Origin of the sequence: Vibrio sp. J2-4 (genome assembly GCF_021728155.1) — a bacterium.
Taxonomy (GTDB): domain Bacteria; phylum Pseudomonadota; class Gammaproteobacteria; order Enterobacterales; family Vibrionaceae; genus Vibrio; species Vibrio diabolicus.
Map to the genome: position 1 here is coordinate 218703 of NZ_JAKKCN010000006.1, position 14359 is coordinate 233061.

12 protein-coding genes and 1 pseudogene are annotated in these 14359 nt (G+C 43.4%); 6 read left to right on the plus strand and 7 right to left on the minus strand.

All coding sequences use genetic code 11. From position 1 onward, the window contains the following. Positions 1-31: 31 nt before the first annotated feature. The 3 genes and pseudogenes from L3V32_RS20305 to L3V32_RS20315 form a co-directional block, all read right to left on the minus strand. Positions 32-424, minus strand: a complete 393-nt coding sequence (locus tag L3V32_RS20305) for a hypothetical protein (protein WP_237285051.1) — start codon at positions 422-424, stop codon at positions 32-34. 501 nt (positions 425-925) lie between these two features. Next, positions 926-2686 carry an ABC transporter ATP-binding protein/permease gene (locus tag L3V32_RS20310; RefSeq protein ID WP_237285052.1) on the minus strand — a complete coding sequence of 587 codons (1761 nt, stop codon included), beginning with the start codon at positions 2684-2686 and terminating at the stop codon, positions 926-928. Between the two features lie 167 nt (positions 2687-2853). Beyond that, positions 2854-3469 (minus strand): annotated as a pseudogene (locus L3V32_RS20315) (PolC-type DNA polymerase III). 356 nt (positions 3470-3825) lie between these two features. Here L3V32_RS20315 and L3V32_RS20320 point away from each other — a divergent pair. The 3 genes from L3V32_RS20320 to L3V32_RS20330 all read left to right on the plus strand — a co-directional run bounded on the left by L3V32_RS20320 (position 3826) and on the right by L3V32_RS20330 (position 5877). Further along, positions 3826-4686 carry an immunity 49 family protein gene (locus L3V32_RS20320; protein WP_237285053.1) on the plus strand — a complete coding sequence of 287 codons (861 nt, stop codon included), beginning with the start codon at positions 3826-3828 and terminating at the stop codon, positions 4684-4686. A 194-nt stretch (positions 4687-4880) separates the two neighbouring features. After that, a complete protein-coding gene (locus L3V32_RS20325) occupies positions 4881-5141 on the plus strand; it encodes a DUF5062 family protein (RefSeq protein WP_005376453.1) in 261 nt (86 codons plus the stop codon). A 241-nt stretch (positions 5142-5382) separates the two neighbouring features. After that, the gene (locus L3V32_RS20330) at positions 5383-5877 is read left to right on the plus strand and encodes a YcxB family protein (protein WP_237285054.1); all 495 of its coding nucleotides are present in this window, start codon (positions 5383-5385) and stop codon (positions 5875-5877) included. A 119-nt stretch (positions 5878-5996) separates the two neighbouring features. On the opposite strand, the gene L3V32_RS20335 is transcribed toward L3V32_RS20330, so the two are convergent. The 3 genes from L3V32_RS20335 to L3V32_RS20345 form a co-directional block, all read right to left on the minus strand. Next, positions 5997-6737: a helix-turn-helix domain-containing protein gene (locus tag L3V32_RS20335; RefSeq protein WP_182018573.1), complete on the minus strand. Its 741-nt coding sequence runs from the start codon at positions 6735-6737 to the stop codon at positions 5997-5999. Positions 6738-6841: 104 nt separating this feature from the next. Next, on the minus strand, positions 6842-7303 hold the full coding sequence (locus tag L3V32_RS20340) for a carboxymuconolactone decarboxylase family protein (RefSeq protein ID WP_046876053.1): 462 nt from the start codon (positions 7301-7303) through the stop codon (positions 6842-6844). A 164-nt stretch (positions 7304-7467) separates the two neighbouring features. Further along, positions 7468-8412, minus strand: coding sequence for a DMT family transporter (locus L3V32_RS20345; protein ID WP_237285055.1), 945 nt, complete (start codon positions 8410-8412; stop codon positions 7468-7470). Between the two features lie 93 nt (positions 8413-8505). Here L3V32_RS20345 and L3V32_RS20350 point away from each other — a divergent pair, with 93 nt between their 5' ends. The 3 genes from L3V32_RS20350 (at position 8506) to L3V32_RS20360 (ending at position 11157) form a co-directional block, all read left to right on the plus strand. Continuing rightward, the gene (locus L3V32_RS20350) at positions 8506-9411 is read left to right on the plus strand and encodes a LysR family transcriptional regulator (RefSeq protein ID WP_237285056.1); all 906 of its coding nucleotides are present in this window, start codon (positions 8506-8508) and stop codon (positions 9409-9411) included. A gap of 266 nt (positions 9412-9677) precedes the next feature. Continuing rightward, a complete protein-coding gene (locus L3V32_RS20355; RefSeq protein WP_237285057.1) occupies positions 9678-10505 on the plus strand; it encodes an MBL fold metallo-hydrolase in 828 nt (275 codons plus the stop codon). Positions 10506-10755: 250 nt separating this feature from the next. Next, complete coding sequence (locus tag L3V32_RS20360; RefSeq protein WP_237285058.1) at positions 10756-11157, plus strand: VOC family protein; 402 nt, start codon at positions 10756-10758, stop codon at positions 11155-11157. Positions 11158-11399: 242 nt separating this feature from the next. Here L3V32_RS20360 and gcvP read toward each other — a convergent pair whose 3' ends face one another. Next, on the minus strand, positions 11400-14264 hold the full coding sequence (gene gcvP / locus L3V32_RS20365; RefSeq protein WP_237285059.1) for an aminomethyl-transferring glycine dehydrogenase: 2865 nt from the start codon (positions 14262-14264) through the stop codon (positions 11400-11402). Positions 14265-14359: the final 95 nt, after the last annotated feature.

Genomic DNA, 14359 nt, shown 5'->3' on the forward strand with positions numbered 1-14359 from the left:
TTTGGGTACCGATGCGGTGTCGTAATAACCATCACGCTGACTGAAAGTCCTTCACTAGGGTAGGCTTGCTGGCGAAGAAAACTTTGCCAAACAGAGACTTGTACTTCCAGCCAAGAGACAACAGTCGTTTTGCTAAGCTTTTGTTTTCAATGATAGCGACCTCAACGCCTTGGTAATGATATGGATGGCTTTTAATGTAGTCGATAAATGCAGTAAGCACACCTTGCCCGCGAACGGAGGGCGCAAAGTTGACTGCAACAATGGAAAAGCGCTGACTGCCAACAGGGCAACGGACAAAGCAGTGTCCAAGCGGATGAGTGATGGTCTCGGAAAACTCAGGAAACGCGCGAGACTCTAGATCTTGAGAGAGCGCATCGTATTGCTGACATAAATGATAAAAAAGTTGTTTCGCTTCGCTGTTCATATCGGTGCCGCTTACTTGTAACTTGGTTTAAAGGCTTTGATTTCAAAAACATTGTAACCATAGGCAGCAAGATAAAATGCGGTGAACTTTTACAGTGATGATTTCCTATTTTTGAAACCTAACTTGTTACAAGTGAAGTTGATTAGGTTTTATATGGTACTTGGGGATGAGTGTTTCTAGTTGAAGGGAGAATACGCTGGTTACTGGATTCTTACCGGAGTTCCTGTATTAAAAGGAGAACCACTTGGTTTAATGCCGCTCGTTTAACTACTAGTGGCACCTTTTTGTATTTCGTCATCTTGTACAGCGACGAAGATGCGTGATATCGGATCTTCTATCCTAGCTTTTTATGGTCAAAATTGTCTCTTTAACCACTCAGCACGTTGCTATTAGATTCCTAGTCTCGCCAAGGCTCGCTGGAATGACACAAAAACATCGTTAAGCTGTTGGCATTAAATCACTTGGTCCGTTTTTGCTTATTCTTGAGGGCTTAACTAGGCATTACTCTAAGTGCTTAAATTGCAATGCCACAAGTCGCTGATACAACTCACAGCTTTGCATTAATGATTGGTGGTTACCAACATCGACTAACTCGCCATTGTCGAGCACCGCAATTTTATCCGCATGTTGGATAGTTGAAAGACGATGAGCAATGATCAGCGTTGTGCGTCCTTTCATCAGTGCTTCAAGTGCTTGCTGAACGTGATGTTCACTTTCACTATCAAGAGCGCTGGTAGCTTCGTCTAGCAGTAAGATTTTTGGATCTTTTAGAATCGCGCGAGCAATCGCAATGCGCTGTTTTTGTCCGCCCGATAGCCTAACGCCGCGCTCGCCTAAAAAGCTGTGATAGCTTTCGGGAAGCTTCTCAATAAACTCATGGGCATGGGCTTTTTTCGCAGCCTCGACGACTTGTTCATCCGTTGCTTCAGGATTACCGTAGCGAATATTATGGAAAACATCATGGCTAAACAGCGCTGGTTGTTGTGGTACGAGTGCCATTTGACGTCTAAGCTCGTTTGGATCGAACTGTCGAATATCTTCGCCACCAAACAACACTTTCCCCTGTTGTGGGTCATAAAAGCGTTGCAGCAGTTCGAATAGCGTTGTTTTACCTGCACCAGAAGGGCCAACCAACGCCAATACTTTGCCTTGTTCAGCGGTTAGGTTTAATCCGTTGATAGCAGGTTGATTTGGGCGAGAAGGGTAGTTGAAATTCACCGACTTAAAGCTAACTTCAGCAGACATGTCTGAACGAACAGGCAAATGGTTGCTTGGTGCTTTAATATCGCTTTCTACTTGAAGGATCTCAATCAGTCGCTCGGTAGCGCCTGCGGCTCTTTGCAGTTCACCCATCACTTCAGAAATGGTTGCAGTCGATGAGGCAACCATAATGGCGTAAAACACAAATGCGGCTAGGTCACCCGCAGACATTTTCCCGTGAATCACATCGCTGCCGCCAACCCAAAGCATGCCTGCAATCGCGCTGAACACAATCACAATAACGCCAGAGATTAGGATCGCGCGCTGTTTTACTCTCTGTCTGCCCACTTCATAAGCTTTTTCCACTTCGACAGCGAAAGCCGCTCGTTCATGCGGCTCTGAGCTAAAACTTTGCACGGTTTTAATATGTTCTATCGCTTCTCCAGCGTAGCTTCCGACATCGGCCATTGAGTCCTGACTTTGGCGAGAGAGAGCACGCACGCGTCGTCCATAAAACAAAATTGGTACCAAAACCATAGGCACAGAAGCAAGCACAATCAGCGTGAGCTTAACGTTAGTGGCAAACAACATTATGATGGCCCCAAAGCACATCAAAGCGCTACGCATCGCCATCGAGAACGATGAACCAATAATGCTTTGCAGCAACGTGGTATCGGTAGTCAGGCGCGACATAATATCGCCGCTACTGTTGGTCTCAAAATAGCTCGGATGCAGCGTAATCACATGGTTAAACACCGCAAGGCGAATATCCGCACTGACGCGCTCACCTACGGAAGACACAAGGTAGAAGCGAAAGAAGGTCCCAATGGCAATACACAGTGTGACACCAACAATAAACTGAATCGCATTGGTAAGCTCTTGCAATGATTGCTGTGCAAACCCTTGGTCGATAAGAATACGTACTCCATAACCAACGGATAACGTTAAACTTGCTGTTGCGACAAGTGCAACCAAGGCCGCTGCAACCCGCCATTTATAAGGCGCAATAAAGGTGTTGAGTTTAAGAAGAATGCTGAGATTTTTGTTATTTTTTCGGCTCATGAGTGACTCACAAAGCGTTTTAGGTACCTGGCATAGTAAGCCAGTTTGGTTGGTGAGACCAGCGAACTGCCGCATTCAGATTAGGAAGTTCACTGGGATAGCCAATATCGCATCGAAAATCACTTAAACGTCTAAGATACGAGAATCAGCTTTTAGCTAGGAGGGGGTTAAGCACGGCTTTTGGCGAGTAGCAGGTCGACTTTTCCTTTTTGCTGTTTTACTAACCGTTTGCATCAACTGAAAACTTGGCTTAACGATACCTGAGTTTTCTATCCCTTCGACCATTAAGAGCCAAAGCTTGGCTGTCATTTGCGCATCGGCTAGTGCACGGTGGAAAACACCGTCGTTGTCGATATTTTTATAGCGAACAAGTTCTCCTAGCTTATGTGATGGAGCTTCTTGAATGAGCCGTCTTGCCACTAGTAAGGAGCAAGCAAACTCACCCGAATAACTACAGTTGATTCGTTCAAGCTCTGCATCTAAAAATCGTTTATCGAAGGACGCGTTGTGAGCGATAAGGTTTTCGCCTGCAATGAATTCACTAAATGACGCCATTACCTCTTCGCAGCTTGGTGCCGATCGCAACATATTGTCAGTAATGCCGGTGTAGTTCTCAATGAAAGAACTCACTCTGAAGCCGGGATTCATGAGTTGCTGAAAACTATCGACAACCTCGCCATCGACTAACTTTACTGCACCAATTTCTATTGCGCGATCACCTAAAGTAGGAGAGAGACCTGTGGTTTCAAAGTCGAGTACGACCACAGAGTTTGCTTGAGGCATAAAATTTTCCAGCTGAGTAATATTGCGCAAGAGTATTATTGAAAGCGACAGAAAAAGAAAGGCGAACACAATGGTGAATATCTGTCTATCTTTACTCCACAAAGTCAGTGTTCGTCGTCCACTGTTTATGGACAGGTACGTTCTGGCTTACCCATCGTGGCTTGCGCGTTAGCCTTATATCTCAAATGTTTTTCGGCCTTTTGATTCATTTCAGTTAAGCATTAACTTTCGATACAACATACTGATTATAAATTGATTTTATAAATCAACTTCGGCATCATTCACGGCTTGATTTTGAGGATGAATATCATCACGGCAAAAAATTAGTACAACTTATAATGCGAGGCTAGGGAACGATGGAAACAATAAGAAATCACTATTTAGATATACCTGAAGAAAGAAAATTGCGTATTTTTCGTGAAGAAGACGAAAATTTTTACAGCTTCTGGGAAAGGATGCTTGATGAAAAACAATTTTTTTATAAGCAACCTCTTAAAAGAATGAAAGGCGATGCTTGGGATTCGCTTGAGGCATTCTTCACTGCTTCAGAATACGGACAACATCAGGCCTCGCCAGCTTATATAAAAAGGGCGCTTGAGTTACTGAATAACGTGTACTTGCTGGCCAATCATTCAGACCAAGTGGTTGAATTCTCCGTTGGGCACCGACACTTTTCGGAAGTGGGTAACCGTTCTGTTGCAGAAGGAACAATGGATGCATGGTTGGATGAAATCTGTTTAGCGATGGCCGCGAGAGATTGGCGCTGCGTAGAGCTGATGACCATCATGGATGAGTCGTTAGTGCGTTTAAAAGATCCTTTCGATGTTGCGCTGGTCGAGTTCGTTAGCGGTGTATTTAGCAATTCATCAGCGTTACCTGAGTTATTGCAAACTGTGATGGAGAAATCCTCCCCGCAATATTTAGAATCAACCAGGGTGCCATATGTACACTCTTTGTTTATTCCATTTGTGAATGTGTTTGTTGCCATTATCGATGGTGATGAGGCGCATTATCAAGAAGCACTGAGAGATGCGTTAGAGACGCATTACCAGTTCTACATGAATGAAGATGTTCGTTATTCGCCAAAAGGGAATGTTTCTCTAAAACTGATTGGTCTTGCTGCATTGGCATACGATAAGTATGGCTGGACAATTCCAGAAGCCGCATATTTGCCGAAGTGGCTCGTTTACGGTGAACATGATCTTTGTCCTAAATAAATCATTCGGAGTCTGCGCCCAAGCCCATTCGGATGTTCTGCACGGAAGCATACACAGAAAACATGCCGCGAAAAGGTTGTTTTTTAATCGACCACTCGGTAGTAAGGCATAAACTTATCAATATGCGAGCTTACTAACACGCCATACGTGACACTTCATGTATTCTTAGCCGAAGCGAAGAAGAGGATTTATCAATGTCAAAAAGCTCCAAGCTTCACAATGAAGACAAACTGGTCAAGAAGGCACTAGAGATTGGTGGGAAGATGGCGAAACTACAAGGTTTTGACCTTCCACAGTCACCACAACCTCTGAGAGTAAAAGCGATTTACCTATTCTTGGTCGATGCAAAACAGATAACGCCACTACCGGAAAGTAAGCTAGACGGCGCAAGCATCAAACACCGACTGGCAGTATGGATACACAGTGCATTGCCAGACAACGACCCTCTAAAGTAGAAAACTCAAGAAGTCACATAGGTCATTACTTAACACAGGCCATTAATTAACAAGGCGAGCCAAATGGTTCGCCTTGTTTGATCTTGGCGAGTGCACCGAGGTCTTTTTTGCGTGGCGGTATCATTGATTTACAAAACAGAATCAAAAGGACTAAAGATAAATCCCGAGAAGCGCTACAATGCAGGCGTTGCGAGAGTGCAACCAAGATTACTCATTTACAGAAGCCTTGAAGTAACCATACATGTCTAAAGATTTCGAATTCACTACAGAATACATACTCGACAAACCTTTCTTTGCTGAGTGTTATGATCAAACTAGCCAGCGAACGAAGTTCCCACAAGCGTACTTAAAAGGGATACTGTTTCTTATCTTTGGTGTGGTTTTATTGGAGTTTGAACTGCTACCTAACGGTTATGTCGGTTGGTTCTTTATCGTATTGAGTGTGATTGAAGCGTGCAGCGTTTACTTCAAAAGAACTTGGTGGCTGTGGCGTCAAACCATCAGTTCAAGCCGTGGCAGTAAAGTGGCTTTTGAAGTGAATGCAGATGGCGTGCGCTACAAAAGTGGTAAAGTTGACCGCAGCCTCGCATGGAATGAAATCGACCAACTGGAACAAAATGATTTGGGCTTTATCCTTCATCTTGGTAAACAGCGCCAATACATCAGCAAATCCTGCTTAAATAAAGACGTGATCGCGTTTATGGTAGAGCAGCACGCGGCATCAAAAGCGAGCTAACAAACTCACATCAAGCTGGAATGAGCGATCTAAAAAGTAGGTGATATATGATTGAATATTATAACAAGTACTTGGTCGATTATGAATCAACTGGGCTTGATGTACAAAGCTAATAAGGTTTAGAGATTTCTCTTTCGGACAAACTGCTTCGGTGTCATGCGCGCAATCTGCTTACACTCTCTAGTCATGTGTGCTTGATCGGAAAAACCTTGCTCCAGCGCCAACTCCGATAAAGTAAGATCGGGTTGAGCTCGGAGTAGTTCTAAAGTGTGCTTCACTCGTTTAATACGTTGGTAATGTTTAGGAGTAATCCCCAACCATTTCTGAAAATTGCGCTCTCTCTGGCGTTGACTGAGCGTCCCTGTAGGCTGGTCAATGATGTGGCCGACGTACTGTGGTTCATATTTCTCAATCAGTGCTTGAACCCAGCGATACAACGTAGAAATCCTTGCAGACGGCGAACGCGCTGTTTGCAGAGACTCAAATGTTGCTAGCGCAGAAGAAGCCAAAGGGTGAACATCTTGAATCCGCAATAGCTGTTCTAGGCGTTTACCAAATAGTTGATAACCAACTGCAGGATGAAAGCGTACGCCAGTCATCACCGCACCTGGCGGTAGGCAGACTTGATGTGCCAGAATGCTCACAGGTAGTAGGACAACCCCCGGCGCATGCCATTCACCATCCATTTGTACTTCATTCTGTAAAATGAATACCACACCTGTACCAGCATCACTGAGTAATTGTTTACGTACGGTTTGCGTCGTATCAGGTTTGACGGATGCTGACCAAATGGCTTGAACATAGCCAGCTAAAGCCCTTTGAGGTTTTAAAATATCAAATTCTAAGTTCAAATGAATCATCCTATTTAACCTCAACTTAAATGAGAAAGTGATACACATGAACTTTTCATCATATTAAGCTGAGGAATAAGCAGTGACTTATAAGTAAAAACTGTCAGATAGAATTATCTAGGCTTATAGTCTCCAACCTTTGGCTTAAATGCCTTAACTATTCGGTTCCAACTATTGATCGCGTTGATCGCAATTGTTAGATTGACCATAGCTTCTTCTCCGAAGGTATTCAAGGTCAGCTGATAGGTATCATCATCTACTGGTAGGCCAGCAGTTAGTAATTCAGCCCAGCCTAGTGCAACGTGTTCTGCATCGCTGTAGAATGGCATATCTTTCCACGCACTAAGCCCCCATATGCGTTCCGGCTTTTCACCTAACTTAAGCGCATCTTTACTATGCATGTCGATACAAAATGCACATTGATTGATTTGCGATATGCGTAACTTAACCAGTTCCCATATGATCATGTTCATGGTTTCTGATTGGCTAAATTGTTCATGGAAGTAAGCTTCCTGAGCGTATAGGATTTCTATTGCCTTTGGCGCTACTTCAATATAGTTGAGTCGTTTTTTCATGGTCATTCTCCTCTGTTTTTCACATAATAAGAAACGCTCTTAGCAAAAGATTGAAGATTTTCGACATGCTCTCAATAAAGTTAGATAAAGGAGTGAACGAAGAAAGCGAAAAAGTGTACCTATTGGAAACCAAGAAAACTTATGCCAATTAACAAAGTATTGCGCTAAATAATTCGACTTAAGGTTGGCGTCAATTTTTGCTCCGCCACCCTCCGTAAACGAGCAAAAGGCGCTGAGTTACCTATATACACACCAGCCGCAACGATAAAGACGCCTAAAACATTTTCCCATTGAGCCTGCTCACCAGAAATGAACGAAATCAGTAGAGTGAATACCGGCATAATATTAAATAATGGAGACATTTTATCTGGACCAAGAACGATAGCACCTTTCATCCAAAAGTAATAAGCGATCAAAGTGCCAAACAGGCTCATGTACGCTATTAGTGATAGGTCTTTGAATGTTATGGTATTTAAGCTACGGCTAAAGTCGCCGTGGTAAATCGCTATAGCGACCATTTGAATGGCACCAATACTTAACACCCAACGTAACTGCTGAGTTACTGGGATATGAGATGTTAAACGCTTAGCTAGAATCGTGTATAAACACCCACTAATTAAAGCAAATAACATGTATAGATCACCAATATTACTATTGCGGCCAATAGGATGAATATTTCCGCCTGTAATGACGATTACCACTCCACAAAAACTGATTAGTGCACCTAAAATAGTTTTAACCGAAATGGAAGTCTTGAGAATAAAGCCCGACAACAAGATGGTGACAAGTGGTAGATTTGCCTGAACAACAGCTGCGTTAACTGGGGTAGTAAAGCTCATTGCAGAGAAAATAGAGAAGTTTTGGATAGTTACACCCACGGTCGCTATAACAAACAACGACAACATGCTTTTTCGTGTGAGTTTGGCTCCATTTGGAGAGCGTTTGGTACCCCTTATCAACAAGAGTATTAAAGCTGCAACGGAAAACCGTAACGTCGCTGAATCCAAAGGAGAGACATCGCTACTAATAGCCTTTATTACGTTAAAGTTACTAGACCAAAAAAAGATAGCGACAACAACACCGCACCAAATTGATAAATGCTTAGACATAGATCTTCCTGATAAAAATTAACTTGACGCGATAATGCTATATATTTCATATTTGATTTTTAATAGCCAAATTTAAGAGGGTTAATCCCAAATATGGAACGTCACTCTTTGGATGACCTTTTGTTATTCGTTTCTGTTGCTCGCTATCAAAGCCTAACACAAGCATCTGAGCGTCTTAATATCCCGTTAGCCACGCTAAGCCGGAAGTTAAAAAGGCTGGAAACAAACTTAAATTGCAGACTATTTAACCGCAGTGCACACCACTTTGCGCTAACAACTGATGGCGAAAAATATTATCAACTCTGTGAGCCGTTACTTCTTAGCTTAAATAATGTGACATCGAGAATTGCAACTGAGCGTCAGTCTTTAAGCGGAACGATCAAAATATCAGCGCCAATTAACATGACACAGATGTGGTTAAAGCGGTGTGTTTATGAATTTGCAGAGCAACATCCGAAGATATGTATCGATTTAGATGTACAGAATGAAAAAATCAATCTTGTGTCTAACCGTGTCGATGTTAGTTTTCGTCTTGGTGATCTTATTGAACAAGACTGGGTTGCTCAGAAATTATGGTCGATTCCATTTGCGCTTTGTGCATCACGAAGCTATTTAGAACAACACCAACCGATTACCCATCCAGAACAACTTATCCATCATCGCCTAATTACGATAAACAACGACAGCCAATGGAAATTAGTTAATCAAATCACCAATGAAACATTTGATCATCCGCTAAAGTTTCAATTCACTTCAAATGATGTACTACTAGTTAGAGACGCCGTCATTCATGGTTTAGGAATTGCCTGGATTCCAACCTATTACTTTCATGAGCTAAATCATGATCAACATAACCTGCTGCCTTTGTTGCCAGAATGGCAATGCGCGGGTAAAGAAGTATTCATTATGTATCGGGACCGTGATAAAAGGCCAGCAAGAGTTGATGCATTTATTGAACATGTCTTCAATTGGAAAAATCGCATTCAAATGTTTGCTTGAAAGAGGTTTATCACATTGTGCTGTGCCGGTAACCTCAAGTGAAGCTTCATGACTCTGCTTCAATTGAGTTCATTTATTTAACCTCTAAAAGAATCATGAATACATAGGCAGTTAATGGGATTCGAGTTTACAAGTGATTCGGTCAGCTAAAACTCAAGCTAAGTAGAAAGTATTTGCAGTTGTATTTGCCTCTGAAAATCGTTTAGAGCTTTCTCATCCGCGAGGTTCTATAAGAAATTATTAAGGATATATTTGTGTGTGATTTCGTGAAAAAAATTATTGTAGGTTTACTTTTCAGTGCGTCGTCTTTTGCTTCCTTAAGTCAATATGTTCCAGCAATGAACGATAAGAACGGTTATGTAGAACCATTTCAAATGTTTGATAATGTCTATTATGTAGGAGACAAGTGGGTCTCATCATATGCCATTGCTACAGACGACGGACTCGTTATCATTGATACGCTTGATTTCCCTTACTCTGAGTGGATACCTATCAACCTAGAGAAGCTAGGGCTAAAAGATAAGCCAATAACGCACATATTGGTAACTCATGGGCATTCTGACCACGTCGGAGGCGCCCAGTTACTTCAAGAGAAGTATGGTTCCAAAGTCGTGATGACCAAAAGCGCTCATGAACTATCTATACAGCAATCAAACAAAAGCGAAGGTGAGAACAAGTTCCTTCCTCCAAATTTAGACATAGAGATAAAAAGCGATAGCTCTATGGTTGTTGGTGGACATGAGTTTAAGTTCTATTTCACACCTGGCCACACGGAAGGTGATTATTCCTTAGACTTCATTGTTGAAGATAATGGCGAACAATATCGTGCTTTTATCGTTGGTGGGCATAGCGTAAATAGCAATGATCCAGAAGTTATTGGCCAGTTCCTGAGTAGCATGGAGAAAATTAGAAAAATTTCACTACAGGCACCTATTGTGAACGTTAACCTTTCGAATCATCCACATAAAAATTTCCTTTTTGAAAATAGGAAGAAGCTCGGCACAAGCGGTAACCCGTTTATCAGTGAGGTAAACTTCTTCATGTTCCTTAAGCAACAAGAAGATTTAGCTAAGGGAAAACTAGAAGAACTATAATAACGTGGTATACGAGCAGTCTTCGTTATTAGGTTAGAGATTTGCTCTTGAGTTATAGCTAAGGCTTTAATAAGTTGCTCAATCAAGATTCGACACTTGTGGTAGCTATATTGTTTGTAGGTTCTAGTGACAGAGGCGCTGTGCGTAAACATTCGTATTGTGTGCCTTAAACATTTGCAAGGCGTTACGTGCTTTCTAGAAAAGTCTCAAAATAGCGTACAATTAGCGTTTTGACACAGCGGAAATCATCATGTCCAAAACTGTTCAGCAGCAAATCGGAAACATTGCTCTAGTCGTTGAAAATTACGACGATGCTATCGAATTTTATACTCAAAAACTTCAATTCACTCTGGTTGAAGATACCAACCTAGGAGGTGGTAAATGCTGGGTTCAAGTTTCTCCTCCAAACTCCAATGGTACAAACCTACTTTTAGCTCAGGCAAGTACACCGGAGCAAACGCATGCAGTAGGAAATCAAACAGGTGGTCGTGTTTTCCTGTTTCTGCAAACTAATGATTTTTGGCGTGACTACGAGTTGATGAAGAAAAATGGTGTTGTATTTAATGAAGAGCCTCGTGTGGAAGAATACGGGACAGTGGTGGTGTTCCAAGATCTCTATGGTAATAAATGGGACTTACTGCAACTGAACTGAGAAACTACACAGCACCTGCATAACATAGTGTTCATGAGGAGTTTCCAACAAGCTTTTAAGGTTCTGAGATATTAGTGCTAATTCTAAGGTTCTCAGAAGTTACAATATTTCTAAATCACTTTTGTGCAAACAATAACTAGTTATCATTCCTTCTTGATGTACCAACAAATGTCAGGGCGGCACAGCAAAAACAAAAAGGCGAACCAAACGGTTCGCCTTTGTCTATTTAGATTCTACAAAAATTAGTCTTCGTAGTTATCGATGCTTGGGCACGAGCAGATTAGGTTACGGTCGCCGTATACGTTATCTACGCGGTTTACTGTTGGCCAGTACTTCCAAGATTTGGTCGCTTTAGAAGGGAAGCAGCCAAGCTCGCGAGAGTAAGGACGGTCCCACTCTTCAGCAGAAAGGTCAACTTGCGTGTGTGGCGCATTAACGAGAGGGTTGTTCTCTAGTGGCCATTCACCGTTTTTCACTTTTTCCATTTCTTCGCGGATAGCGATCATCGCATCACAGAAGCGGTCTAGCTCTTCTAGATCTTCCGATTCCGTTGGCTCAACCATTAGCGTGCCCGCTACAGGGAACGACATAGTTGGTGCGTGGAAACCGTAGTCCATTAGACGCTTCGCAATGTCTTCTTCGCTGATGCCTGTTTCTTCTTTCAGTGGACGAATGTCGATAATACATTCGTGCGCTACACGACCATTTTTGCCACGATAAAGAACAGGGTAGTGTTGGCGAAGTGTTTCCATCACGTAGTTTGCGTTCAGAATTGCTACTTTTGTTGCATCTGTTAGGCCTGCTTCGCCCATCATTGCGATGTAAGCCCAAGAGATCGGTAGGATAGAAGCGCTACCCATATCTGCTGCTGATACTGCAAAATCTTCGCCTTCTACGCCGTTCTCGATGTGACCTGGTAGGAAAGGTGCTAGGTGGGATTTAACGCCGATAGGCCCCATACCCGGACCGCCACCACCATGTGGGATACAGAAGGTTTTGTGTAGGTTTAGGTGAGAAACGTCTGAACCGATGAAGCCTGGTGATGTTAGACCAACCTGTGCGTTCATATTAGCGCCGTCTAGGTAAACCTGACCGCCAGCGGCATGAACCATTTCACACACTTCTTTCACTTTCTCTTCGTAAACGCCGTGCGTAGAAGGGTAAGTGATCATAATGCTTGATAGGTTGTCTTTGTGCTTCTCGATTTTCGCTGCTAGGTCATCGATGTCGATGTTGCCTTCTTCATCACACTTAACAACCACAACTTTCATTGACACCATAGATGCTGTCGCAGGGTTAGTACCGTGCGCAGAGCTTGGGATCAAACATACGTTGCGGTGACCTTCGCCACGACTTTCGTGGTAACGTTGAATCGCGATAAGACCTGCATACTCACCAGATGCACCAGAGTTTGGCTGAAGTGAGAATGCGTCGTAGCCTGTGATCTCACAAAGCTTCTCTTTTAGATCTTTCGCTAGTGCTGCATAGCCCGCCGCTTGTTCTGCTGGCGTGAATGGGTGGATAGAACCAAACTCTGGCCAAGTGATTGGGATCATCTCTGCTGCTGCGTTCAGCTTCATCGTACAGCTGCCTAGTGGGATCATGCCGTGCGTTAGCGAGAAGTCTTTGTTCTCTAGCTGTTTCAGGTAACGCATCATTTGCGTTTCGCTATGGTGCGTATTGAATACAGGGTGAGTCAGGTATTCTGTTGTGCGGCGTAGCGCTTCTGGAATTGCCGCAAACTCGTTGCCTGCGATTTCCGTCGATAGTGCTGCTACGTCTTCTTTTACACCAAAGACTGCAAATAGTGCTTCTACATCAGCGACCGTGGTTGTTTCGTCACAGCTAATACCTAGCTTGCCAGGTAGTAGACGTAGGTTAATGTCTGCTGAAAGTGCTTTTGCGTAAAGCTCTTCTGTTTTTGAACCTGTGTTGATCGTGATGGTATCGAAGAAGCTGTTATGAGCAAGTTCAAAGCCGCCTTTGGTTAGGCCAGCGGCGATAATCGCAGTCATATGGTGTGTACGGCGAGCAATAGTGCGTAGACCTTCTGCGCCGTGGTAAACCGCGTAGAAAGACGCCATGTTCGCTAGCAATGCTTGAGCGGTACAGATGTTCGATGTCGCTTTTTCGCGGCGGATATGCTGCTCACGAGTTTGCATTGCCATGCGCAGTGCTTGGTTACCGTTGGTATCGATAGAAACACCGATAACACGACCTGGCATGGTACGCTTGTGTTTGTCACGCGTTGCCATGAATGCTGCGTGTGGACCGCCGTAACCCATAGGAACGCCAAAACGTTGTGCAGAACCGATTGCTACGTCTGCGCCCATTTCACCAGCAGGCTTCAATAGGGTAGAAGCAAGCAGGTCAGTCGCAACAGTGACAAGCGTTTTGTTTGCTTGCGCTTTTGCGATGATGTCCGTTAGGTCACGAACTTCACCTGTTGTGCTTGGGTATTGAACTAATGCGCCGAACACGTCTTGCTCTGGTAGGGATTCTAGCGAACCAACCAGAACTTCAAAGCCGATGAATTTTGCACGAGTTTTTACTACTTCTAGCGTTTGTGGGTGAACATCGTCAGCCACAAAGAATACGTTGCTCTTGCTCTTACCTGCGCGCTTACACAGAGTCATTGCTTCTGCTGCCGCTGTTGCTTCGTCTAGCAATGAGGCGTTCGCGATTTCCATACCAGTCAGGTCGATGATCATTTGTTGGAAGTTTAAAAGGGCTTCCAAGCGACCTTGAGAAATTTCAGGTTGGTAAGGTGTGTAAGCGGTATACCAGCCAGGGTTTTCTAGCACGTTACGTAGAATGACGTTTGGAGTAAACGTGTTGTAGTAGCCCTGGCCAATGAATGTACGTTTAATTTGGTTTTGTTTAGCAAACTGCTTCATCGTCACTAGCATGTCTGCTTCGCTTTTCGCTTCTGCCAACGTCATTGGTTGTTCTAGGCGAATTTGTGCAGGCACGGTTTCTTCGATGAGGGCGTCAAGGCTTACCGCGTTGATGGCATCCAACATTTTTTGTTGGTCTGATTTGCTTGGTCCGTTGTGGCGTCCAACGAACTCATTTTGTGTGCTGAGGCTTTGAAGTAATTCAGTCATTGTCCTTTACCTACTCCTTGGCTCGGGTAACGGAAATGGTCGTTAGTGACACATTTAATTATACGTCCGAACCTAGAAAAAAAGCTGCTCTCTAA

Coding starts and splice junctions, on each gene's coding strand:
- L3V32_RS20360 (WP_237285058.1), top strand. CDS start 10,756: ATGTCCAAAACTGTTCAGCAGCAAATCGGAAACATTGCTCTAGTCGTT.
- L3V32_RS20305 (WP_237285051.1), bottom strand. CDS start 424: ATGAACAGCGAAGCGAAACAACTTTTTTATCATTTATGTCAGCAATAC.
- L3V32_RS20330 (WP_237285054.1), top strand. CDS start 5,383: ATGTCTAAAGATTTCGAATTCACTACAGAATACATACTCGACAAACCT.
- gcvP (WP_237285059.1), bottom strand. CDS start 14,264: ATGACTGAATTACTTCAAAGCCTCAGCACACAAAATGAGTTCGTTGGA.
- L3V32_RS20340 (WP_046876053.1), bottom strand. CDS start 7,303: ATGAAAAAACGACTCAACTATATTGAAGTAGCGCCAAAGGCAATAGAA.
- L3V32_RS20325 (WP_005376453.1), top strand. CDS start 4,881: ATGTCAAAAAGCTCCAAGCTTCACAATGAAGACAAACTGGTCAAGAAG.
- L3V32_RS20320 (WP_237285053.1), top strand. CDS start 3,826: ATGGAAACAATAAGAAATCACTATTTAGATATACCTGAAGAAAGAAAA.
- L3V32_RS20345 (WP_237285055.1), bottom strand. CDS start 8,412: ATGTCTAAGCATTTATCAATTTGGTGCGGTGTTGTTGTCGCTATCTTT.
- L3V32_RS20310 (WP_237285052.1), bottom strand. CDS start 2,686: ATGAGCCGAAAAAATAACAAAAATCTCAGCATTCTTCTTAAACTCAAC.
- L3V32_RS20350 (WP_237285056.1), top strand. CDS start 8,506: ATGGAACGTCACTCTTTGGATGACCTTTTGTTATTCGTTTCTGTTGCT.
- L3V32_RS20335 (WP_182018573.1), bottom strand. CDS start 6,737: ATGATTCATTTGAACTTAGAATTTGATATTTTAAAACCTCAAAGGGCT.